Source organism: Plastoroseomonas hellenica (assembly GCF_018129085.1).
GTDB lineage: Bacteria > Pseudomonadota > Alphaproteobacteria > Acetobacterales > Acetobacteraceae > Plastoroseomonas > Plastoroseomonas hellenica.
Window position 1 is genome coordinate 35,037 of sequence record NZ_JAAGBB010000016.1, and the last position, 22,605, is coordinate 57,641.

General features: G+C 69.5%; 21 protein-coding genes. 12 read left to right on the forward strand and 9 right to left on the reverse strand.

Annotated features, from left to right (window positions below; all coding sequences use genetic code 11):
• Positions 1–145: 145 nt before the first annotated feature.
• The gene (locus GXW71_RS14570) at positions 146–1,399 is read right to left on the reverse strand and encodes a calcium-binding protein (protein ID WP_211853256.1); all 1,254 of its coding nucleotides are present in this window, start codon (positions 1,397–1,399) and stop codon (positions 146–148) included.
• Positions 1,400–2,304: 905 nt separating this feature from the next.
• Between GXW71_RS14570 and queE the strand changes: the two genes are divergently transcribed.
• Both queE and GXW71_RS14580 read left to right on the forward strand, forming a co-directional pair.
• Positions 2,305–2,940, forward strand: a complete 636-nt coding sequence (gene queE / locus GXW71_RS14575; protein WP_211853257.1) for a 7-carboxy-7-deazaguanine synthase — start codon at positions 2,305–2,307, stop codon at positions 2,938–2,940.
• Entirely contained in the window at positions 2,940–3,317 is a 378-nt protein-coding gene (locus GXW71_RS14580; protein WP_211853258.1) for a 6-pyruvoyl trahydropterin synthase family protein, read from the forward strand. The genes queE and GXW71_RS14580 overlap by 1 nt, the downstream gene beginning before the upstream one ends.
• A gap of 18 nt (positions 3,318–3,335) precedes the next feature.
• On the opposite strand, the gene GXW71_RS14585 is transcribed toward GXW71_RS14580, so the two are convergent.
• Together GXW71_RS14585 and GXW71_RS14590 are read right to left on the reverse strand one after the other, a co-directional pair.
• Positions 3,336–4,640 (reverse strand): ABC transporter ATP-binding protein, encoded by a 1,305-nt coding sequence (locus GXW71_RS14585; RefSeq protein WP_211853259.1) that lies wholly within the window; start codon positions 4,638–4,640, stop codon positions 3,336–3,338.
• Positions 4,641–4,763: 123 nt separating this feature from the next.
• On the reverse strand, positions 4,764–6,518 hold the full coding sequence (locus GXW71_RS14590) for an ABC transporter permease (protein ID WP_211853260.1): 1,755 nt from the start codon (positions 6,516–6,518) through the stop codon (positions 4,764–4,766).
• Between the two features lie 127 nt (positions 6,519–6,645).
• On the opposite strand from GXW71_RS14590, the gene GXW71_RS14595 reads away from it, so the two are divergent.
• The gene (locus GXW71_RS14595; RefSeq protein ID WP_211853261.1) at positions 6,646–7,698 is read left to right on the forward strand and encodes a LysR substrate-binding domain-containing protein; all 1,053 of its coding nucleotides are present in this window, start codon (positions 6,646–6,648) and stop codon (positions 7,696–7,698) included.
• Between the two features lie 102 nt (positions 7,699–7,800).
• Here the strand turns inward: GXW71_RS14595 and GXW71_RS14600 are convergent, their stop codons facing one another.
• The 5 genes from GXW71_RS14600 to phnF form a co-directional block, all read right to left on the reverse strand.
• On the reverse strand, positions 7,801–9,387 hold the full coding sequence (locus GXW71_RS14600) for an ABC transporter substrate-binding protein (protein ID WP_246526579.1): 1,587 nt from the start codon (positions 9,385–9,387) through the stop codon (positions 7,801–7,803).
• A gap of 86 nt (positions 9,388–9,473) precedes the next feature.
• A complete protein-coding gene (locus GXW71_RS14605) occupies positions 9,474–10,445 on the reverse strand; it encodes an isopenicillin N synthase family dioxygenase (RefSeq protein WP_211853263.1) in 972 nt (323 codons plus the stop codon).
• Between the two features lie 175 nt (positions 10,446–10,620).
• Positions 10,621–11,805, reverse strand: a complete 1,185-nt coding sequence (locus GXW71_RS14610) for a M20 aminoacylase family protein (RefSeq protein ID WP_211853264.1) — start codon at positions 11,803–11,805, stop codon at positions 10,621–10,623.
• 81 nt (positions 11,806–11,886) lie between these two features.
• Positions 11,887–13,017, reverse strand: a complete 1,131-nt coding sequence (locus tag GXW71_RS14615) for an alpha-D-ribose 1-methylphosphonate 5-triphosphate diphosphatase (protein ID WP_211853265.1) — start codon at positions 13,015–13,017, stop codon at positions 11,887–11,889.
• Positions 13,018–13,770 (reverse strand): phosphonate metabolism transcriptional regulator PhnF, encoded by a 753-nt coding sequence (phnF, locus tag GXW71_RS14620; protein ID WP_211853266.1) that lies wholly within the window; start codon positions 13,768–13,770, stop codon positions 13,018–13,020.
• A 102-nt stretch (positions 13,771–13,872) separates the two neighbouring features.
• On the opposite strand from phnF, the gene phnG reads away from it, so the two are divergent.
• From phnG to GXW71_RS14660, 8 genes are read left to right on the forward strand one after another with little or no spacing between them, the layout of a single operon-like run.
• Positions 13,873–14,331, forward strand: a complete 459-nt coding sequence (gene phnG, locus GXW71_RS14625) for a phosphonate C-P lyase system protein PhnG (RefSeq protein ID WP_281417370.1) — start codon at positions 13,873–13,875, stop codon at positions 14,329–14,331.
• Entirely contained in the window at positions 14,328–14,963 is a 636-nt protein-coding gene (phnH, locus tag GXW71_RS14630; protein WP_211853268.1) for a phosphonate C-P lyase system protein PhnH, read from the forward strand. Before phnG ends, phnH begins: the two co-directional genes overlap by 4 nt.
• Before the next feature lie 3 nt (positions 14,964–14,966).
• Positions 14,967–16,052, forward strand: coding sequence for a carbon-phosphorus lyase complex subunit PhnI (locus GXW71_RS14635; RefSeq protein WP_211853269.1), 1,086 nt, complete (start codon positions 14,967–14,969; stop codon positions 16,050–16,052).
• Positions 16,052–16,888 carry an alpha-D-ribose 1-methylphosphonate 5-phosphate C-P-lyase PhnJ gene (locus GXW71_RS14640; RefSeq protein WP_211853270.1) on the forward strand — a complete coding sequence of 279 codons (837 nt, stop codon included), beginning with the start codon at positions 16,052–16,054 and terminating at the stop codon, positions 16,886–16,888. The genes GXW71_RS14635 and GXW71_RS14640 overlap by 1 nt, the downstream gene beginning before the upstream one ends.
• A complete protein-coding gene (gene phnK / locus GXW71_RS14645) occupies positions 16,885–17,640 on the forward strand; it encodes a phosphonate C-P lyase system protein PhnK (protein ID WP_211853271.1) in 756 nt (251 codons plus the stop codon). Before GXW71_RS14640 ends, phnK begins: the two co-directional genes overlap by 4 nt.
• Complete coding sequence (gene phnL / locus GXW71_RS14650; RefSeq protein ID WP_211853272.1) at positions 17,637–18,335, forward strand: phosphonate C-P lyase system protein PhnL; 699 nt, start codon at positions 17,637–17,639, stop codon at positions 18,333–18,335. The genes phnK and phnL overlap by 4 nt, the downstream gene beginning before the upstream one ends.
• Positions 18,335–19,474 carry an alpha-D-ribose 1-methylphosphonate 5-triphosphate diphosphatase gene (locus GXW71_RS14655; protein ID WP_211853273.1) on the forward strand — a complete coding sequence of 380 codons (1,140 nt, stop codon included), beginning with the start codon at positions 18,335–18,337 and terminating at the stop codon, positions 19,472–19,474. Before phnL ends, GXW71_RS14655 begins: the two co-directional genes overlap by 1 nt.
• Entirely contained in the window at positions 19,474–20,139 is a 666-nt protein-coding gene (locus tag GXW71_RS14660; RefSeq protein WP_211853274.1) for a DUF1045 domain-containing protein, read from the forward strand. Before GXW71_RS14655 ends, GXW71_RS14660 begins: the two co-directional genes overlap by 1 nt.
• On the opposite strand, the gene phnN is transcribed toward GXW71_RS14660, so the two are convergent.
• Entirely contained in the window at positions 20,108–20,656 is a 549-nt protein-coding gene (gene phnN / locus GXW71_RS14665; protein ID WP_211853275.1) for a phosphonate metabolism protein/1,5-bisphosphokinase (PRPP-forming) PhnN, read from the reverse strand. The two genes, GXW71_RS14660 and phnN, sit on opposite strands and share 32 nt — an antisense overlap.
• Positions 20,657–20,789: 133 nt before the next feature.
• Here phnN and GXW71_RS14670 point away from each other — a divergent pair, with 133 nt between their 5' ends.
• On the forward strand, positions 20,790–22,574 hold the full coding sequence (locus GXW71_RS14670; RefSeq protein ID WP_211853276.1) for a gamma-glutamyltransferase family protein: 1,785 nt from the start codon (positions 20,790–20,792) through the stop codon (positions 22,572–22,574).
• The last annotated feature ends 31 nt before the right edge of the window (positions 22,575–22,605 follow it).

Here is a 22,605-nt window from a genome sequence, read left to right on the forward strand (position 1 = left end):
GCGACCTTCGCAAGCCGCGCATGTGGGGGAATCACTTCGCGACGCGCCGCAATACGGCATCCGTCGCGAAGCTCATTCCGGCCCGGGCCATGACGGCCCGGGCACCTGACAGGAACGCCCCGCGAAGGAGCGGATCCCGGCTGCGTTAGACGAAGTCGCTCCGCTTGAGCTCGTCCAGACCGGTGAAGGTGATCTGGGTGCCGTCGGAGAGCGAGACGACGGTCCCCGCCGGCGTGTTGACCTGGTCCTTGAGCAGATGGGCGATGTTGTCCTTGCCCTTGAACCCTTCCAAGTCGATCTTGTCGGAGCCGGAGACGAAGTCGGCGATGGTGATGCTGCCACCGTCCGTCAGCCCCTTCATGAAGGTGAAGACATCGTCGCCAGCGCCGCCGACCGCGGTGTCGTCGCCGCCGCCAGCGAAGATCGTGTCGCTGCCGATGCCGCCGATGATGAGGTCATTGCCGCTACCGGCCATGAAGGTGTTGTCGCCGGTCGAGGTACCGCCGCTCAGCGTCGTGTTGCCGGAGCCGGCGATCAGCAGATCGCCCGTGGAGCCGGCCGCGAAGAGGACATCGCCGGCACCGCCGCCGATCAGGGTGGTCGCACCCTCGCCGGCCGTCATCACATTGTCGCCCGCGGTGCCGCCGACATAGAGGCCGCCACCCGCACCACCGAAGATCGTGGTGCTGCCGGAGCCCCCGAGAACGGTGCTGGCGTCCTGCCCGTTAATGAAGGTCAGGTTACCGGAGCCGTTGGTGACGAAGACATTCCCGAAATCGACGCTGACCGTGTCGTTGCCGCTTCCGGTGAAGATCGTGTCATTCCCCTGGACGAAGGCGCTGTCGTTGCCCGCACCCAGGAAGGTCAGGTCGTCGCCGCGGCCGGCGACCACCGTGTCATCGCCGCTGCCGGCGATGATCGTGTCATTGCCGTCGCCGAAGCGGACTTCGGAACCGACGGTATCGTTCAGGATCGCGAAGTTCGTGCCGCCGGTATCGATCAGCGTGCTCGGACCATTCACGAAGTAGGTCCCGTTGCCGGTGCCGCCGACCACCGTGACCGGCGAGTCCTCGGAACCCTGGACGGTGACCGGGACGCTGACACCGTCCTCGATCACCAGGTAATCCACGCCCTGCGGGACATTGATCACCGGAACCGCCCCGCTGGCGTCGAGGGTCTCCTTGTCGACCAGCAGGACGAAGGGCTGATTGGCCGCGCGCGCCTGCCCTTCCGATGCCGAGGGCGGATTCAGCGGGTCATAAACTTCGACCCGCGCCCCGCCATCGATGGCCCCTTGGATCTCGGAGATCGCGTGGTTGAAAGCCTGGACGTTGCCGTCCCCCGTCGCCGGGGGTGGAGAAATGGTGACTTCAGCGCCACCACCACCGATTGTTGCCATGACCGTTTTCACACCTCTCACGTGCCGCACTTACGGCTACCTATCTTTGCTGCAATGCGCAATCGAGCTGAGCTTCACGTCTTGGTTAAGCTCAAGGTGCCTCGAAATCCGAGCACCGCAGCAGAGATTCTCGCTATTTTGGATTATCGGTAATTTTATGGTCATCACAAGACTGCGCCATCACGTTGCTTTGGCCCAGCGGTTACAACTCCAGATATCGCGATCAGCGGCCCCGCTCCGCGCTGCACCTTCCTCAGGCATATTTGGCAATTTCAGGGCGCTTCCTGCCGATGGCGACATGGGATAAGGCGCCGGCTGGTGTGGCAAAACGCGACGGGAAGGGCCGGCTCGCGAAAACCCTGCACAAAGAATCTGCAATCACGGGTTGTTTATTGCGATTGCACCACAATACATTATCCCTCGATGCACGCCTTGGTAGAAGCAATTCGGTCAATATCACCCAAAGAGCATTGGGCGAATTTCTGGACGAAACCTCCGTGGCGCATCACCAAGTGCCCTCTGCGCTCTGACCGCAGGACAGATTCAGCTTCCCGTCGACTGCCGGTCGCGGCGGCCCTCCCGCCCTGTCGGCATCGGCGGGTTGCGCCCGCATGGGTTCCCGGCCAAGGCGGAGACGCTAGGATCGGGGCGGCCGACAACCCCGTCGTATGCCCCTTCCGATCGAAGACCTTGCCTTGGCCCGCGCGCCCGCCCCTTCCCCGCACCGCTTCGCCTTCGAGGCGGCGCGCCGCCGGTCCCACATCCTCCACATTGCATGGCTCGCGCCCGCGCGCGGCCGCGCCACGCCAGCGGGACGCTGCTCATCCGCGATACCGGGGCGGCGTGACGAAGCGGCCGGCGGCCTGTATCGCGTCGCGTCGAGACGGATGGCGGGGTAAGGCCACATGGCCTACGCGGCGAAGGAAATCTTCTACACCCTGCAGGGCGAAGGCCGGAACGCGGGCCGCGCCGCCGTCTTCTGTCGCTTCGCCGGCTGCAATCTCTGGTCGGGCCGCGAGGCCGATCGCGCGAGCGCCGTCTGCAGCTTCTGCGATACCGACTTCGTCGGTACCGACGGCCTCGGCGGCGGGCGCTTCGCGACGGCATCCGACCTTGCGCAGGCGATCGCAGCGACCTGGCGCGGCGGCGCCGCAGGCCAGCGCCTGGTCGTCCTGACCGGCGGCGAACCGCTGCTGCAGGTGGACGCGGCGCTGATCGCAGCCCTGCATGCCGAAGCCTTCGAGGTGGCCGTCGAGACCAACGGCACCATCCCGCCACCGCCGGGGCTCGACTGGATCTGCGTCAGCCCGAAATCCGGCAGCACGCTGGCGGTGACGAAGGGCGATGAGCTCAAGCTGGTCTTCCCGCAGCACGGCACCAATCCCGCCCGCTTCGAGGCGATGGATTTCGATGCCCTGCTGCTGCAGCCGATGGACGGCCCGGCGCGCGAGGCGAATACCGCGGCGGCCGTCGCCTATTGTCTGGAGCATCCGCGCTGGCGGCTCAGCCTGCAGACGCACAAGCTCCTGGGAATCCCCTGATGTTCGAGCTCACCAAGCAGTTCCGCTTCGAGGCGGCGCATACTCTCGCGCGGCGTATCGAGGCGGAGCCCAGCCGCCGCATCCACGGCCATTCCTACCGCGCCGAGGTCACGATCCGCGGTCACGCCGATCCGGAGAGCGGCATGGTCGTCGATCTCGGCCTGTTCCGGCGCGCCATGGAGGAGGTTCGCGACGGCCTCGACCACCGCTTCCTGGATGAGGTCCCGGATCTTGGGCCGGCGACGCTGGAGAATCTCTCCGTCTGGATCTGGCGCCGGCTCGCCGATCGTTGCCCGGGCCTCAGCAAGGTGACGGTGCACCGCGATTCCGAAGGCGAGGCCTGCAGCTATGCCGGTGCGGGCGGCGACGCCCGGTAGGCACGAGCGCCAGCCCGGTCAGGCGGGATTGTCGAGGCTGAAGAGGTCGGCATCCTCGTCATAGGCGAAGATCTCGGCGTAGCGTCCCCATTGGATGACCGATTTCAGCGTCTGCGCCGCGTACTCCTCGGACATGAAGTCCTCCAGCTCGTCGCGGAAGCGACGTGCCGGCGCCATGTGGGAAGCGCGGTCGTCCAACACGCGGCGGATATGCGCAGCCAGCGGCACATGCGCCAGCAGGTGCTGCGCAAAAAGCTGCTTGCGTGCATCCACCTCGGCCTCGGCATAGCGCCGCCCGGCGGGCAGCAGGCTGAGGTCGCCGCCCGCGAGATCGGCGAAGCGCAGCAGTTGCAGCAGCTCGGCGACCGGGAACAGGTCGTCCGCCTCGTAATGCAGGTCGTGGGCGAGCTGCGGCAGATCGGCCTTGCCGTCATGCGGCCCGCCCGCCACCGCCTCCATCAGCCCGGCCATGGTGTTGGTCGAGACGCGCGGCAGCGGCATGCCGATCCCCGTCCCCGCGAAAAGCCCCTCGCGCGGCTGGCCGGGCGCCCCGCGCTCGGTCATCCGGACATAGATGTCCTCGACCAGCATCCGGAAGCCCGGATCCTGCCGGTCGCGCGGCCGCGGCAGGTCGACCTTGATCTCGGCGGCCACGCGGCCGGGATTGGAGGAGAAGACCAGGATGCGGTCGCACATCAGCACCGCCTCCTCGATGTTGTGGGTCACCATCAGGATGGAGCTGATCGGCATCCGCCCTTCGATCCAGAGATCGAGGAGATCGGTGCGCAGCGTCTCCGCGGTGAGCACGTCGAGCGCCGAGAAAGGCTCGTCCATCAGCAGGATGTCGGGATCGACGACCAGGGCGCGCGCCAAGCCGACGCGCTGGCGCATGCCGCCCGACAGCTCCTTCGGATAGGCGCTCTCGAAGCCGTCGAGCCCGATCAGGTCGATCGCCGCCAGCGCGCGCCGGCGCCGCTCCTCCGGCGCCACCCGCTTGGCCTCCAGCCCGACCTCGACATTCTGCAGCACGGTCAGCCAGGGAAACAGCGCGAAGCTCTGGAACACCATGCTGACCGTCGCGCGGCTGCCGTCCGCCTTCTCCGGAAAGACGACGGCGCCGCTGCCGGGCGCGATCAGCCCGGCGATGGTGCGGAGCAACGTCGACTTGCCGGAACCGGAGCGGCCGAGCAGACCGACGACCTCCTTCTCCTTCAGGGTCAGGTCGACATTGTCGAGCACCAGCAGCTCGGCGCCGCCGGGCTTGCCATAAGCGTGACGGACGCCGCGCAGATCGACGAGGCTGCGGTCCTGGACGAGGGTCATGGCGGAACTCCTCTCATAAACAACGGCACGAGCACTTCGCTCGTGCCGAGCGCCCGAATGGGCGCCGCGGCTAGTGCCGCGAAGCCAAGGCCGGCGGATGCCGGCCGCCCGGCGTCTGAGGGCTTAATCAATGCGAAGGCGGCGCTCGGCGAAGCCGTAGAGCGGGCGCCAGAGGATGCGGTTGAAGGCGATGACGAAGATCGACATCACGGCGATGCCGAGGGCGACGCGCGGGAAATCCCCCGCTTTCGTCGCCCGCGCGATGAAGGCGCCGAGGCCGGCCGCTTCCACATGCCGGTCGCCCCAGGACACCGCCTCCGCGACAATGCTGGCGTTCCAGGAGCCGCCGGAGGCGGTCAGCGCGCCGGTCACGTAGTAGGGGAAGATCCCCGGCAACCCGAGCTGGCGCCACCATTGCCAGCCACGGATGCCATAGATGCTGGCCGCTTCCCGCATGTCGGTGGGGATGGCGCCGGCGCCGGCGATGACGTTGAAGAGGATGTACCACTGGGTGCCGAGCACCATCAGCGGCGACAGCCAGATATCCGGATCCAGGCGCCAGACGACGATCGCCGTCACCGCGAAGGGGAACAGCACATTGGCCGGGAAGGCCGCCAGGAACTGGGCGAGCGGTTGCACCCGCCCGGCCCAGGCAGGCCGCAGCCCGATCCACATCCCGATCGGCACCCAGATGAGGCTGGCGACCGCGATCAGGACGACCACCCGCGCCAGGGTCGCCAGCCCGAACCCGAAGGCGGCGAGCACATCGCTCCAGTGCAGACTGGTGGCGATGAAGCCGGCGACCAGCCACACCGCCCATGCGACGGCGAGGATGACCACCCCAAGCCATAACCGGTCGAGCAGGCGCCCGGTGGCGGCGCTGATCCGGAGCCTCGGGAGGGGCGGCAGATGCGGCCGGGGGATCGCCGCCAGCCACCGCAGCGGCCAGCCGAAGGGCGCCAGCAGCCGGCGCACCAGCCGCGTCCGCCGCACCAAATCATAGAGCCAGGAGCGGGGACGCTGCTGCGACGCGGTCTGCTCGAAGCGGAACTTGTCCGCCCAGGCGACGACCGGACGGAAGACGAGCTGGTCGTAGAGCGCGATGACGACGGCCATGGCAGCGACAGCCCAACCGACGGCCGCCACGTCCCGCTGCGCGATGGCAAGCGCCAGCCAGGAGCCGATGCCCGGCAGGGCGACCGTGGTGTCGCCGACCGTGATCGCCTCCGACGCGACCACGAAGAACCAGCCGCCGGACATCGACATCATGATGTTCCAAACGAGGCCCGGCGTCGCGAAGGGCACTTCCAGCCGCACGAAGCGGAGCCAGGGCGAAAAGCCGAATTGCCGACTGACCTCCGTCAGGTCCTTCGGCAGGGTCCGCAGCGACTGGTAGAAGCTGAAGGCCATGTTCCAGGCCTGGCTGGTGAAGATCGCGAAGATCGCGGCGCATTCGGCACCGAGCTGCCGCCCCGGAAACAGCCCCATGAAGAAGGTCACGGTGAAAGTCAGGAACCCCAGCACCGGCACCGATTGCAGGATGTCGAGCGCGGGGATGATGACCATCTCGGCCTTGCGGCTGCGGGCCGCCAGCATTGCCACGGTGAAAGTGAACACCAGCGACGCCGCAAGGGCGGCGAACATCCGGAGCGTCGTGCGCAGCGCGTATTCGGGCAGGTTGGCGGGATCGAGCACGACCGGCGCCACGTCGAGCTGCGCGAGCGGCTGGCTCATCTGCCCGGCGCCATGGACGACCAGCACGGCCGCCGCGGCGAGCAGCAGGAACGCGAATACATCCGCCCAGGAGAGCGCGCCGCCGCTGCGCAGGAAGCGCAGGCGTGGACGGGCGCCCCTGGTGTCCTCGAAGAGGAAGACCATGGCTCACCTCGTGTTCAGCCGCTTCGGCCGCCACGGGTGAGCCTGGAGATCAGGCCCGGCCGGGCGCCCTCGGCGGCAGATATTGTCGACTACTGTCGCTTGGCATGGGGTCGGGGTTGTCCTTGGGTTGCCTCGGCGGCCTGGCGGCGCGTCGGGGCGGCGCGGAATTGATCCTCCGGACGCGGGATGTCAAGAGCGCCTCCGGCGCACCGCGCATTCGGCATGGACGCGCGTCCATGATGGCCCATACTCACCGCAATCATCCCCACGCGAGGATCCGCCGATCGCATCCCGCCTGCCGCCGCTCCGTGGTCTTCGCGCCTTCGAGGCGGCGGGCCGCCGCCTGAGCTTCACCGCCGCCGCCGAGGAGCTCGGCGTCACGCCGGGCGCCATCTCCCACCAGATCCGGCAATTGGAGGAATTCCTCGGCACCCGCCTCTTTGACCGGCAGCACCGGGAAGTGGTGCTGACGCCGCAGGGCCTCGCCTATCTGCGCTCGGTCGGCGAGGCGTTCCGCCGGATCGAGGACGACACCCGCATCCTCTTCGCGGCCAGCGACCCCACGACGCTACGTGTCTACGCGTCCACCAATTTCGCCATGCGCTGGCTGGTGCCGCGCCTGCCGCGCTTCGCGGCATCCCATCCCTCGATCGCCGTCGACATCGCCAACCCGATCGGGCCGCCACCTGCCCTGCATCCGCGACGCTTCGACCTGGCCATCACCCATGGTCCGGCGCCGCTCGCCAAGGAGGCGCCGGCGCGGCTCTTCGATGGAAGGCTGGTACCGGTGTGCAGCCCGGGCTTCCTCGCCGGGCACCCGCCCCTCACCCACCCGCGCCAGCTCGACCCGGATCGCCTGATCCATTCCCGCCAGCGCAAGGGGGATTGGCGGAGCTGGCTGCGGCTGGCGAAGGTGCCGGAGATCGACGCCAGCCGCGGCATCAAGTTCGACGACCTGAACCTCGGTTATATCGCGGCGCTGTCCGGCATGGGGGTGATGCTGTTCTTCGCCAATCTGATCAGCGAGGACCTGCGCGCGGGACGGCTGATCGCACTGTTCGACGTGGCGCTGACGGATGAGCCGGACTGGCTGGTCTATGCGACGCCCGCCCCGGAGCGGCAACGCGCTACTCTGCTGTTCCGGGACTGGCTGCTGGCGGAGAGTCAAACGCCCCGCTGATTGGAGCGTGATGACTTGAGGCCGTTGGCCGAGAAGTCTGAATCACGCGATCAAACAGAGGGCTGGAGCATGGTGCGTGCGCCCTTGCGAGCGCGTCATGCTCTAGCGCCGCGACATGTTCCAGAAGACCGGGATCGGAAAGGGCACCACGCCCACCAGATCGGCGCGCCAGGCCGCCGGCGCCGAGAACTGCCCGCCCAGCAGGTAGTTCACATTGTCATGGAAGGCAGCCTGCAACTGGTCGGCGAGCCCGCGCCGCTGCTCCGGCGTACGCGCCAGGGCCAGGTTACGCAGCAGCTCCGTCTGACGCGGATCGCAATACCAGCCTGGATAATGCGGCGCGCAATTGTAGGCGACGCCGGGATTGGCGAGCGGGTTCACCAGGTCGATGCCGTTCCAGACAATCGGGACCGCGCCCCAGCCGCCGCGCTCCACCGGCTCCCGGCTCAGGCGCCGCTGCGCGACCGTCGCGTAGTCGGAGGTGCGCACATCCACAGTGAAGCCGGCGCGGCGGAGCTGGTCCGCGATGACGAGGCTGGTCGCATTCAACAGCGCCGAGCTTTCGGAATGCAGTAGCACGACGGGTTCGCCATTGTAGCCCGCCTGCCGCAACAGCGCCCGGGCACGCTCCGGCCCTGCGCCGCGGAAGATCTCCGTGCCGGCATCGCTCTGGCCGGGCGTGTCGCACATGTAGAGGGCTTCGCACCGCTCCATCGAGAGGCCGGGCGGCAGGCCGAGCGCTGCCATCACCTCCGCCTGGTTGATCGCCAACTGCGCCGCGCGGCGGATCAGCACATTGTTGAAGGGCGGCTGCGCGTGGTTCAGGTTGACGATCGACATGATCTGGCCGGCGCCGCGCGGCTCACCGATGACGATGTTGCGGTTGCGCCGCATCGGCGTGATGAAGTCGGACGCGATGATCTCGAGGAAGTCCACCTCCCCGGTCTGCAGCGCCGCGACCCGCGTCGACTGGTCGGGCATGCTGATGGCCTCGACCCGGTCGAAACGCACGACCTTGCCGCCGGCGAGGCCGGAGGCGGGCTCGGCGCGCGGGCGGTAGCGCGGGTTGCGCAGGAAGACGGCGCGCTCGCCTGGGCGCCAGCCGGCACGGTCGAAGAGGAAGGGACCGGAACCGACGACCTCCGGCACCGCCGCATTGGCGGGGAGATTGGCGAGCCGCGCCGGCATCATCACCGGGATGACATTGCCCGGCTTGCCGAGCGCCTCGATCACATAGGCATAGGGCTCGCGCAGCTTCAGCTCGAAGGTCCGCGCATCGATGACCCGGAGACCCTCGGCCTGACGCATGATCTGCACGCCGAGCGCCTCGCGCTGCGCCCAGCGGCGGATGGAGGCGATGCAGTCCTCCGCCGTCACCGGCTGGCCATCGCTCCACTCCAGCCCCTCCCGCAGGCGGAAGGTGTAGGTCAGACGGTCCTCGCTGACCTCATAGCGCTCGATCATCTGCGGCTGGTAGTTGCCGTCCGCGTCGATCGCGAAGAGCATGTCATAGACCAGATAGGCGAAGACGCGCGTCGCGTTGATCGTGGTGACGATGGGATCAAGCACCTGGATCTCGGTATTCAGCGAGACGCGCAGTACCCGGTCCTGCGCCCGCGCGCCCGCCAGGACGGCGGGCAGCAGCACGGTGGCGAGTGCGAGCGCGCAGGCCAGGCGGCGCAAGATCATGAGGCTCTCCATCGATCGTTCCATTGCCGATGGCCGTGTCGTTGGCGCTTGTGCTTGGGCGCGGAAGGCGCCGGGTGCGGCCGCGCCTATTGGGCGGCGGCCGGCAGATCCTTGCGGAGATGAGCGTAGTTCCTGCCACGGAACCACGCCATGTATTCCGCCATGGTCATGGCCGGGAAGCGCGGCGCCTCACCGGCGACCTCGCAGCCCGGCAGGCAGTCGATCAGCGTCTCTGCGTTCGGATGGAAGAAATAGGGAATCGCGTAGCGCGGCCGGGCGGAGGTGTTGAAGGCGCGGTGCGGCGTCGACAGGAAACGCCCATTGGTCCAGCGGTTCAGCACGTCGCCGGTGTTGACGATGAAGGTGTCCTCGATCACTGGCGCATCCATCCAGCTCCCGTCCTGGCGGCGGATCTGCAGCCCCGGGATCTCGTTCTGCGCCAGCAGGGTGATGAAGGTGGAATCCGTGTGCGGCGCGATGCCGAACTCGTTCTCGGCATAGGCCGCAACCGGCGGGTAATGGCTGAGGCGGAGCGAGCTCAGCGGCTCGTCGCATTTCGCGTCGAAGTAGTTCGCCGGCAGCCCGAGCGCCCGGGCATAGAGCGGCAGCATGCGCCGAGCCAGGAATTCCAGTGCGGTGTAGTAGCGGAGCGTCGTCTCCCGGAAGCCCGGCAGATCCTCCGGCCAGCGATTGGCGATGCCGGGCATACCCTCGCGCTTGACGAAGAAGGCCTCGTTCTCGTTCGGCTTATTGTCGGCCTTGGGATCGAAGGTGCGCGTCGTGCTGCCGCGCATCGGCAGATAGCCCTGCATCTGGGCATCGACCTTCACCGCGAGCTTGGCTTCGACAGGCTGGGCGTGGAAGCGTGCCGCCTCCGCGAAGGTCGCATCGACCAGGGCGCGCGGCACGCCGTGATTGGCGATGTAGAGAAAGCCGATCGTCTCGCAGATGTGGCGGAGCTCGGCCGCCGTCCGCTCCAGCGCGCCCTCCTCCCAGGCAAGGAAGGGGCCGAGGTCGAGCACGGGGATCTCGCTCGGGGTCACGGGGGTTGCGGCCATGATCACCTCCACCGCTCCTGCGCCGGGCCCATCACCCCGCGCTCCGGTACCGGAAGCCTCGGCGCCGAAAGCCCCTGGGGTCAAAGCAGAAGAACTCAGCCTGGGTTGAGGAAAATTCACAGATGCCGGCCCGATCGCGCCGTACCAGGTCAGGCGAGGCGCCCCCAGGGATCGGTCAGGCCCCAAGCTCCTGCCGCACCACCCCTAGCCACCAGGCCACGCCGAAGGGCAGCGCCGCGTCGTTGAAATCGTATTTCGGCGTGTGCAGCGCATGCGAGTCCGCGCCGACGCCGTTGCCGAGGAAGATCATCGCACCGGGCTTGCGCTGCACCATGAAGGAGAAATCCTCGCCGCCGGTCACCGGCGCGACCGCCTCGTCCACCACCGCACCGACCATGTCCTTCGCCGCAGCGGCCGACACATCCGTCTCGCGTTCCGCATTGATCATCGGGATGGTGCCCCAACGCGTCATGACCTCGGCGGTGGTTCCCGCCGCCGCCGCGCAGAGATGCGCGAGCTCGGTCATCCGCCGCTCCAGCAAGTCCTGCATCCCGGTGTTGAAGGCGCGCATGGTGCCGCCGAGGACCAGCTCCGACGGCATGACGTTCAGCGCCTCCGGCGAGCCGGCGGCGATGTGGCCCAGGCTGATGACCGCCGATTCCAGGGCCGGCACGTTGCGGCTGACGATGGTCTGCAGCGCCTGCACATACATCGCCTGCGACACCATCACATCCGTCGCGAGATGCGCGGAGTTGCCGCCGTGCCCGCCGGTGCCGCGGAAGGTGACCGTAAAGCGCCCCGATGCCGCCATCAGCGGCCCCTTGCGAATGGCGAACTGGCCGACCGGCACGCCCGGCATGTTGTGCATTCCGTAGACCGCATCGCAGGGGAAGCGGTCGAACAACCCATCCTCCAGCATCGCGACCGCGCCGCCGCGCCCTTCCTCGGCCGGCTGGAAAATCAGATGGACGGTGCCGGCGAAATCCCGCCGCTCGGCCAGCAGCCGCGCGGCGCCGAGCAGCATCGTGGTATGGCCGTCATGGCCGCAGGCATGCATGCGGCCGGTCGTGGTCGAGGCATAGGGCAGGCCGGTCGTCTCGGTCAGCGCCAGGCAATCCATGTCGCAGCGCAGCCCGATCGCCCCCTGCCCCGGCCGCGTGCCGCGGACCGTGCCGACGACGCCCGTCCGGCCGACGCCTTCGGTGGTCTCGATGCCCCAGCTCCGCAGCTTCTCGGCCACCAGTGCGGCGGTCCGCGTCTCCTCGAAACCCAGCTCAGGGTGGGCGTGGATGTCCCGCCGCACCGCCAGCAGATCGGGCAGGATCGCCTCGATGCGTGCTTTCGTGTCGTCGCTGCCCATGGCCCTGCCTTTCTGCGCCGAGTTTGGATGCCCTTTCCTAATGGCCCCGGGAGGGTTCCGGGTCCAGGCCGCGTACCCGAATCAATCGAGGCGGGCCGCGCCTTCCGCGCTGATCCAGGCAAGCTCCCCGGCGACGAAGGTCGCGACCGGGGCGCGCCGTCCGGCATCCACCAGCAGGATGTCGCCGCGCAAGCCATCGGCGATGCGGCCGCGATCGGCCAGGCCGAGCGCCGCCGCCGGATTCCCCGAGACCAGCGCCCAGGCCTCGCCGATCGAGAGAGCACCGCGGCCGGCCAGCACGAAGGCCGCCTCCAGCATCGCCGGCCAGTAGTAGTCGGAGGCGAGCACCGTCACGATGCCGCGTTCGGCGAGCGGCGCCGCCGAGGCCCAGCCGATATGGCTGCCGCCGCGCACCACGTTGGGTGCCCCCATCACCACCGGCTCCCGTGCGTCCCGCGCCGCCTCGGCCACCGCCTCGGTGGTCGGGAACTCGCAGATGTCAGCGCCGAGGGCACGGAAGGTCGCACGCTCCTCGAGCGTCGTGTCGTCATGACTCAGCATCGGCACGCCGGCCGCGCGTGCCGCAGCCGCCATCCGCGCCCGGGCCGCCGGCACCTCGCCGCGCCTTGCCGCGACGCGCGCCGCGAGTTCCCGGAAGGCATCGAGTGCCATGCCGGCGCGGCCCGCATACTTCGAGGCCTCCTTGTCGTTTCCGAGCTTCTTCAGGATCGCCGGCGTGTGGTCGTTGAAGCCGAGCACGTGCACGCGGCCGCCGGCGATGTCCTCCAGCGCTTCGTCCAGGGCGTCCAGGTTGTCCGCCTCGAAACGCAGATGCACCCGCAGGTCGGGGCCGGAAACGCCTTCCGCCAGTGCCGCGCGCAGCCCGCGCCATGCCTCGATGGAGCGCAGCCCCGGCTCCCAGGAGAGGGTCACGCCGAGGCAGGCGGTGGTGACGCCGGAGGCCAGGATCTGTGCCGCGGAATCGCGCAACGCTAGCTTTGCGTCGAAGCCGATGCCAGGGCGCGGCTGCAATTGCCGCTCATGCGCATCGCCATGGATGTCGACCAGGCCCGGCATCACCAGCAGCCCACGTGCATCGATCCGCCGCGCCCCCGGCGCCGCCGCGGCGATCGCCCCTTCGAGCAGGGCGACGTCGCCCTGCTCCAACACGGTGCCGCGCAGCACCGCGCCCCCCTCGATCAGCCACGCCATTCATTCACCCTCCACCAGGATCTGCACGCGGCCCGAGGCATAGCGCGCCCATGTGAAATCGACCGGCCGCCCATCCGGGTCGCAGTTCAGCGCTTCCGAGACGATCACCGGACGGATGCGCGCCTGCTGCAGCAGCGCCGCCTCCTCCGCCGTCGGCATGCGGGCGGTGATGCGGGTGCTGCGACGGCGGTAATCCGGCACACCGCAGGCAGCGAGCGCCACGCTGATGGAGGCCTGCTCCGCCAGCATCGCCGGCATCGCCTGGAAACGCGGCAGCGGGAAGTGATGCGACCCGATGGTGATCGGCGTGCTGTCGGCCATGCCGAGCCGGTCCACCCGCAGTACCGGCCGTCCGCGCCGCACCCCCAATGCCGACGCGACCGCCCCTTCCGCCTCGATGGTCAGGATGCGGATGATGCGGCCCTGCGGTTCCTTGTTCTGGCGCCGGATATTCTCGGAGAAGCGGGTGCGGCTGCCGAGCGGATAGTCCAGAACATCCTCGGCGACGAAGCTGCCGCGCCCCTGCTCGATGCGGATCAACCCACGCCCTTCGAGGGATTCCATCGCCCGCCGCACGGTGTGGCGGTTGACGCCGAAGCGCGCGGTGAATTCCGCCTCCGTCGGCAATCGCGCGCCAGGGACGCGCAGGCCCTGGGCGATCTCCTGCTCGATGGCGCCGGCGATCTGGCGCCAGAGCGCCACGCCCTGGCCGCGATCCAGCCCTGCGATCGGGGCGCTGTCATGCTCTGTCATCGAAACTTCAACCATGGACAGTCCGCTTCGTGGCAACCGAGGACTTGACCGATAGCCTGTCAGGCCTCTAGTCGTCTAGACGTTTAGTCAGGACAGCAGGCGATGCCGCAGACGGCGCAACGATCCGAACCCGAAGCGAGACGGCGATGGATGGGCGTACTGGCGCATGCCGGCGCCGATGCCATCGAGGACCGCCTGGCCGGGCATGCCTTGCCCGGGTATCGCCGCCTGCGCGGACCGGAGACCGGCCTCGTCATGCTGCGCGGCCGCGCCGGCGGCGATGGCGCCGCCTTCAACCTCGGCGAGATGACCATCACCCGCTGCACGCTCCGCACCGAGGACGGGCTCGTCGGCCACGCCTATGTCGCCGGCCGCGACGCGCGCCAGGCGGAGCTCGCGGCGCTGCTCGACGCGCTGCTGCAGGATCCGGCACGGCACGACGCGCTGCACGAAGCGGTGATCGCGCCGCTGGCCGCGGCCCAGGCCGCCCGTGCCGCCGAGCACGCGCGCCGCGCCGCCGCGACGCGGGTCGATTTCCTGGCCATGGCGACGATGCGATGAACGACCTGCTTCCCGGCTTCGCGGACCCCGTCCTCGATGCGCAATCCGCCTTTCGCGCCGTGCTGGAGGCGATGAGCCGCCCCGGCCGCATCGTCGCCATCGACCGCCTGCCCGAAGCACCGGTGCCGTTGATGCCGGCCGCCGCCGCCGTGCTGCTGACCCTCGCCGATGCCGACACGCCGGTCTGGAGCGATGCCGGTGACCGTGTCGTCGCCTGGCTCGGCTTCCATGCCGGATGCCCCATCGCGTCCACGCCGCTCGCGGCCCGCTTCGTGCTGGCAACCGGCGCAGCGCCGGCCCTCGATGCGCTCGACCCCGGCTCCGAGGAGGAGCCGCAGTTCGCCGCCACCCTGATCCTGCAGGTCCAGGCGCTGGAGCGCCCGATGGACGGAGGGCCGGAGGCCCGGAGGTCTGAATCGGCCGCGTACGCTGACAAGCTCGGCAGCGGCTGGCGCCTCACCGGCCCCGGCATCGAGCATGCGCATCATCTGCACGTCATCGGCGCACCGACGGATTTTCTCGCGCAATGGCGGGCGCAGCGCCCGCTCTTCCCCTGCGGCGTCGATGTGATTCTCTGCGCCGGCACGCGCCTTGCGGCGCTGCCGCGCACCGTCCAGATCGAGGAGGGCTGAGCCATGTATGTCGCGGTCAAAGGCGGCGAGGCGGCGATCGACGCCGCGCATGGCTGGCTCGCCGCCGAGCGGCGTGGTGATCCGGCCCTGCCGGAGCTCACCCTCGATCAGATCGCGCAGCAGATGACGCTGGCGGTCGATCGCGTGATGGCGGAAGGGAGCTGCTATGACCGCGGTCTCGCCGCGCTGGCGCTGAAACAGGCGCGGGGCGATGCGATCGAGGCCGCCTTCCTGCTGCGCGCCTATCGCACCACGCTGGCGCGTTTCGGCGCTGCCGAACCACTCGACACCGGCGGCATGCGCATCGCACGGCGCATCAGCGCCACCTACAAGGACCTGCCTGGCGGCCAGGTGCTGGGGCCGACCTTCGACTATACGCATCGCCTGCTCGACTTCGCGCTCGCCGCCGAAGGCGCGCCGCCGGCCACGGTGCCGGAGCGCGAGGCCGATACCGCGGTGGTGCCCCGCGTCGCCGAGCTGCTGGCGCGCGAAGGTCTGATGCAGCGCGAGCCACAAGGGGAAGCCGAGCCTACAGACCTGACCCGCGACCCGCTCACCTTCCCCGCCGACCGCAGCGCCCGGCTGCAGAACCTGGCGCGCGGCGACGAGGGCTTCTTGCTCGGCCTCGGCTATTCCACGCAGCGCGGCTACGGCAATGCGCATCCCTTCGTCGGCGAGATCCGCCAGGGTCGCGTGACGGTGGAGTTCACCCCGCCCGAGCTCGGCTTCCCCATCGCGATCGGCGAGATCGACGTCACCGAATGCCAGATGGTGAACCAGTTCAAGGGCAGCCTGACCGAGCCGCCGCAATTCACCCGCGGCTACGGCCTGGTCTTCGGTCATGGCGAGCGCAAGGCGATGGCGATGGCGCTCGTCGACCGGGCGCTCCGCGCCGAGGAGCTCGGCGAGGAGGTCACCGCGCCGGCGCAGGATGCCGAATTCGTTCTCTACCATTCCGATAATGTGGAGGCGACGGGCTTCGTCGAGCACCTGAAGCTGCCGCACTACGTCGATTTCCAGAGCGAGCTCGAGAATATCCGCGCCATGCGCGCAGATGCGATGGGCGCGCTGAAGCAGGCCGCCGAGTGATGGAACAGGGATACAACTTCGCCTATCTGGACGAGGCGACGAAGCGGATGATCCGCCGCGCCATCCTGAAGGCCGTGGCCATCCCCGGCCACCAGATCCCCTTCGGCGCGCGGGAGATGCCGCTGCCCTATGGCTGGGGCACCGGCGGCATCCAGGTAACGGCGAGCATCATCGGGCCCAACGATACGCTGAAGGTCATCGACCAGGGCGCCGACGACACCACCAACGCCATCTCCATCCGCCGCTTCTTCGCCCGCGTCGCCGGCGTCGCCACCACCGAGCACACGGCGGAGGCGAGCATTATCCAGACCCGCCACCGCATCCCGGAGCGGGCACTGCGCGAGGACCAGATCCTGGTCTACCAGGTGCCGATGCCGGAGCCGCTGTTCCGGCTGGAGCCGCGCGTCGCCGAGACGCGCCGCATGCATGCGCTCGCAGAGTACGGGCTGATGCAGGTCAGGCTCTATGAGGATATCGCGCGGCTCGGCCGCATCGGCACCGCCTACAACTACCCGGTGATGGTGAATGCGCGCTACCTGATGTCACCCTCCCCGATCCCGGCCTTCGACAATCCGAAGATGGACCGCATGCCGGCACTGCAGCTCTTCGGCGCCGGGCGCGAGAAGCGCATCTACGCGGTGCCGCCCTATACGCCGGTCAAGAGCCTCGACTTCGACGACCACCCCTTCCGCGCCATCCGCGCGCCGCATGCCTGCACCCTCTGCGGCAGCACCAGCTCCTATCTGGACGAGGTGGTGACCGACGATCGGGGCGGTCGCGTCTTCGTCTGCTCCGATACCGATTACTGCCAGTCCCGGCGGGAGAAGGCGGCATGACCCCGCTGCTCGAAGCATCCGGCCTCTCGCTCCGCTTCGGCGCCATCCGTGCGCTGGACGACGTCGCGATCGATGTCTGGCCCGGGGAGGTGCTGGCGATCGTCGGCGAGTCCGGCTCCGGCAAGTCGACGCTGCTGCGCGTGCTTTCCGGCCAGCAGGCGGCCGAGGCCGGTACCGTGCGCTATGATGGCGCCGATATCCGGAGCCTCAGCGAGGCGGCGCTGCGCCGCCTCTCGCGCAGCGACTGGGGCTTCGTCCACCAGAACCCGCGCGACGGGCTGCGCATGGCGATCTCCGCCGGCGGCAATATCGGTGAACGGCTGATGGCCAATGGCGCCCGTCACTATGGCGATATCCGCGCCGAAGCCCTCGCCTGGCTCTCCCGCGTCGAGATTGATCCGGCGCGCATCGACGCCCTGCCCCGCACCTTCTCGGGCGGCATGCAGCAGCGGCTGCAGATCGCGCGCACCCTGGTCACCCGCCCGCGCCTCGTCTTCATGGACGAACCGACCGGCGGCCTCGACGTCTCGGTGCAGGCCAAGCTGCTCGACATGCTGCGCGGCCTGGTGCGCGACCTCGGCCTCTCGGTCGTCATCGTCACGCACGATATTGCGGCGGCACGGCTGCTCGCCCATCGCATCGTCGTCATGCGTCACGGGCGCGTGGTGGAGGAAGGCTTGACCGACCGCGTGCTGGACGATCCGCAACACCCCTACACGCAACTCCTCGTCTCCTCGGTGCTCGCGGCATGAGCTGGGCGCTGAAGGCCGAGGGGCTGGCCAAGAGCTTCACCCTGCATCTGCAAAACGCGGCCCGCATCCCGGTGCTGGGTGGCGTCGACCTGGCGGTGGCGCCCGGCGAATGCGTCGCGCTCTCCGGCCCCTCCGGTGCCGGCAAATCCACCCTGATGCGTTGCCTCTACGGCAATTATGGCGCCGGCGCGGGCCGCATCCTGATCCGTCACCGCGGCGAGGAGATGGATCTCGCCACCGCCCCTCCCCGCCTCGTGATCGAGGCGCGGCGGGAGAGCATCGGCTATGTCTCGCAATTCCTGCGCGTCATCCCGCGCGTCTCCTCGCTGGCGATCGTCGCCGAGCCGCTGGTCGCGCGCGGCGTGGCGCGCGGGCAGGCCGAGGCCCATGCCCGTGCCCTGCTGCTCCGCCTCAACATGCCGGAGCGCCTGCACGCCCTGCCGCCCGCGACCTTCTCCGGCGGCGAGCAACAGCGCGTGAACCTCGCGCGCGGCTTCGCGGCGGACTACCCGGTGCTGCTGCTGGACGAGCCGACCGCTAGCCTCGATGCCGCGAACCGTGCCATCGTGGTGGCCCTCATCGATGAAGCCAAAGCGCGCGGCGCCGCCATCATCGGCATCTTTCATGATGCCGAGGTGCGCGATCGCGTGGCCGACCGCCTCTTCACCGTGCAGCCCATTCCGGACGCCGCCTGATGTCAGAGACCATCCTCACCAATGCCCGCATCGTCACCCGCGATGCGGTCGTCTCCGGCAGCTTGCGCATCGCGGATGGCCGCATCGTGGAGATCGCGGAGGGGCCCAGCGCCGCTACCGGCGCCATCGATTGCGAGGGCGACCTGCTCATCCCGGGCCTCGTCGACCTGCACACCGACAATCTCGAACGGCAGGTGCTGCCGCGCTCCAATGCGCGCTGGCCGGGCGTCTCCGCCTATCTCGCGCATGACGCGCAATGCATCGCCGCCGGCGTCACCACGGTGCTCGATGCTCTCTGCCTCGGCGATCTCGGCTTCGACACCGAGCGTGGCCAGACCTTCCGCGACGGCGTCCGCGATCTCGACCGCCTCGCCGATGCCGGCGTGCTGAAGGCCGATCACCACCTGCACCTGCGCTGCGAGATCCCAGCCCTCGACATGCCGGAGGCGCTGGACAGCGTCGCCGACCACCCGCGCGTCGTCATGGCCAGCCTGATGGACCACTCCCCCGGCGTCGGCCAGTACCGCGACCTGGTGCGTTACCGCGCGATGCGCGTCCGCCAGACCCGGATGACCGATGCCGAGGTCGAGAAGCGCGTCGGCGAGTTGCTGGAGCGCCGTGACCGGCTACGTCGCCCGCAACGCGACTGGATGCTGGCCCGCATCGCGCATCGCGACCTGCCGCTCGCGAGCCATGACGACGACACCGAGGCGACGATCGCCGAGAATCTCGCCGACGGGATCAAGATCAGCGAGTTCCCGGTCACCCATGCGGCGGCGAAGGCCGCCAAGGAGAACGGCATGGAGGTGATCGCCGGCGCCCCCAACATCGTCCGCGGCGGCAGCCATAGCGGCAACGTCAATGCCGCGGAGCTGGTCGAGGCCGGCCGCGTCGACGCCTTCGCCAGCGACTATGTCCCGAGTTCCATGATCGAAGCCGCCTGGGGGCTCGCGGCGCGCGGCACCCTGCCGGTGCCGGAGGCGATCGCGCTGGTGACCGACCGTCCCGCACGGATGGCGCGCATGGAGGACCGGGGCCGCATCGCACCCGGCCTGCGGGCTGACCTGGTGCGGCTCAGGCCCTTCGAGGCGCTGCCGGCGCTGCGCGGCGTCTGGGTCGCGGGCGAGCGCGTCGGCTGATGCGGGTCGCGCTCTACTGGGCCCCGGAGCTCGATGACCCGCTGCATGCCCGTGCTTCCGCCTGGCTCGGCCGCGATGCGGAGACCGGTGCCGCCATTGCGCAGCCGGAGGTCCCCGGCATCGTCGAAGCGACAGCCGATCCGCGCCTCTATGGCTTCCACGCGACGCTGAAGGCGCCGTTCCGAATCGCGACCTCCTGGGAGCAGGTGGTCGCGACGTCGGAGGCGCTCGCGGCGGAGACCACCCCATTCACCCTGCCGCCGCTCATGGTGCAGAACCTGCGCGGCTTCCTGGCGCTGATCGAGAGCGAGCCGTGCCCGGCGCTCGACGCCTTCGCGGCTGCCTGCGTGCAGGCTCTGGAGCCGCACCGCGCGCCGCTCACCACGGAGGAGATCGCCCGCCGCCGCCCGGAGCGGCTGAGCGAACGCCAGCGTGCGCATCTCGGCCGCTGGGGCTATCACTTGGTCTTCGAGGACTTCCAGTTCCACGGCACGCTCACCGGCCGCTTGCCAGACGTGCAACGCGCGGTGATCGAGCCCGCCGTCACCGAATTCCTGGGCGACCTCCCGGCACGCCCGCGCCTGGTACGCGAGCTCTGCCTCTTCACCCAGGCGGCACCCGGCGCGCCGTTCGCTATCGCCCGGCGTCTTCCGCTGCGCGGCTGAGCTCGGCCAAAACCCGCGCGGCGCCTTCCGCAGGCGTCGCGTCGTTCATCACCGTCGCGACATCGAGCCCTTCCGGCAGCGGCGCCTCTCGCGACAGGCGTGCCGCGACATCCGCCGCATCCTCCCGGCCGCGGGCTGCCAGCCGCGCCGCCCGCAGCGCGATCGGCGCGGTGATCAACAGCACCCTGAGCGGATACCGCATGGCGGCCTCGGCCAGCACGCCACGGGAGAGATTCGCGATCACCACGCGCTGCGCCGCCAGATCCTCCTCGATGCTGCACGGAATGCCGTAGAGCAATCCATGCGCCCGCCAGTGCAGGGCGAAGCCGCCCGCCGCCAGCCTTGCCGCGAAACCGGCCTCGGTCTCCGGCTCATGCGCCTCACCGCCGGCATCGGCGGGGCGGGTGATGACGCGCCGGGCGAAGATGAAACGCATGTCATCGGCCAGCCGCGCCCGCGCCGCGTCCATCAGCGTGTCCTTGCCCGCCCCGGAGGGTCCGACCACCGCGACCAGCATCTGCGGAAACTCCCGGATTGACGCGCGCGCGATTGCGCGCGCCCAATACGCCGCGCGCAGCGGCGCACGCTTGATGTACCGCGTGCGCGGTAGCGCACGACCCGTTACCCCGCAAGCGGCGCGAGGACCAGCCATGTTCACCACCCGTCCCGAGATCGCCGGCACCTTCGGGGCCGTCGCATCCACCCATTGGATCGCATCCCAGGTCGGGATGGCGGTGCTGGAGCGCGGTGGCAATGCCTTCGATGCCGCGGTCGCCGCCGGCTTCACCCTGCAGATGGTGGAGCCGCACCTGAATGGCCCGGGTGGCGACTGCCCGATCATCCTCCATGACGCGAAAGCGGGCGTGCAGCGCGTCATCTGCGGCCAGGGCCCCTCGCCCGGCGCAGCGACCGTCGCCAGGATCAAGGGCGGGCTCGGCCTCGACCTGATCCCCGGCACCGGCTTCCTGCCGGCCGTCGTACCCGGTGCCTTCGAGGCCTGGACGGTGATGCTGCGCGACTGGGGCACCTGGCCGCTGCGCAACGTGCTGGAATTCGCGATCGGCTATGCCCGCAACGGCGCCCATATGGTGCCCCGCGTGGTCGCGACCGTCGCCACCGTGAAGCCGCTCTTCGAGAGCGAGTGGCGGAGCTCCGCTGCGATCTGGCTGCGCGACGGCGGCCCGAAGGCCGGCGCCCTCTACGCTAATCCCACCCTCGCCGACACCTATGAGCGCGTGCTGCGCGAGGCCGAGGCGGCCGGCGGCAGCCGGGAGCGGCAGATCGATGCGGCGCGCGATGCCTGGTACCGCGGCTTCGTCGCCGAGGCGGTGGAGAAATTCGTCCACAGTTTCGAAGCGCTGGACGCCTCCGGCCGGCGCCACGCAGGCCTGCTCACCGCCGACGACATGGCGCGCTGGAGCGCGCCGATCGAGGCGCCGCTGCGCTACGACTACAAGGGCCATACCGCCCTGAAATGCGGTCCCTGGAGTCAGGGCCCGGCCTTCCTCCAGCAGCTCGCGCTGCTCGCCGGCTTCGATCTCGCGGCCATGGACCCGGTCGGCGAGGAGCTGGTCCACACCGTCGTCGAATGCGCCAAGCTCGCCTTCGCGGACCGCGAGGCCTTCTATGGCGACCCGGACTTCGTCGATGTGCCGATCGAGACCCTGCTCTCCGAGGCCTACAACGCGGAACGCCGCAAGCTGGTCACCGACAGCGCCTCGATGGAGCTCCGCCCCGGCAGCGTCGGCGGGACCACGCCCTGGGTGGACCATGAGGCCGCCGCCCGCGCCGAGCTGCTGACCCGCGCCCCCGGCGTCGGCGAGCCGACCGTCTCCCGCCTTGGCGTCTCCGGTGCCGATACCTGCCATGTCGACGTGATCGACCGCTGGGGCAACATGGTCAGTGCCACGCCGTCGGCAGGCTGGCTGCAATCCTCCCCGGCGATCCCGGGACTCGGCTTCTGCCTCGGCACCCGCGGGCAGATGTTCTGGCTGAACGAGGACCTGCCGAACGGCCTGAAGCCCGGCAAGCGCCCGCGCACCACCCTCTCGCCCTCCATGGCACTGAAGGACGGCAAGCCCTGGATGGCCTTCGGCACCCCAGGCGGGGAGCAGCAGGACCAGTGGTCGCCCTTGATGCTCGCCCGCATGGTGAACCATCGCCTCGGCATCCAGCAGGCGATCGACCTGCCGGCCTTCCATAGCGAGCATTGGCCGTCGAGCTTCTGGCCGCGCCATGCCCGGCCTGGCAAGCTCGTGCTCGAAGGGCGCTATGCCCCCGCCGTTACGGAGGCGCTGCGGGCCCGCGGGCACGAGGTCGATGTGGGCGGCGACTGGTCCGAAGGCCGCCTTACCGGCGTGCGGCGGGAGGCGGACGGGCAGATCTTCGCCGGCGCCAATCCACGCGGGATGCAGGGCTACGCGGTCGGCCGCTGAGACCTGGCCAAGCCTTCTGTCCGCTACATGC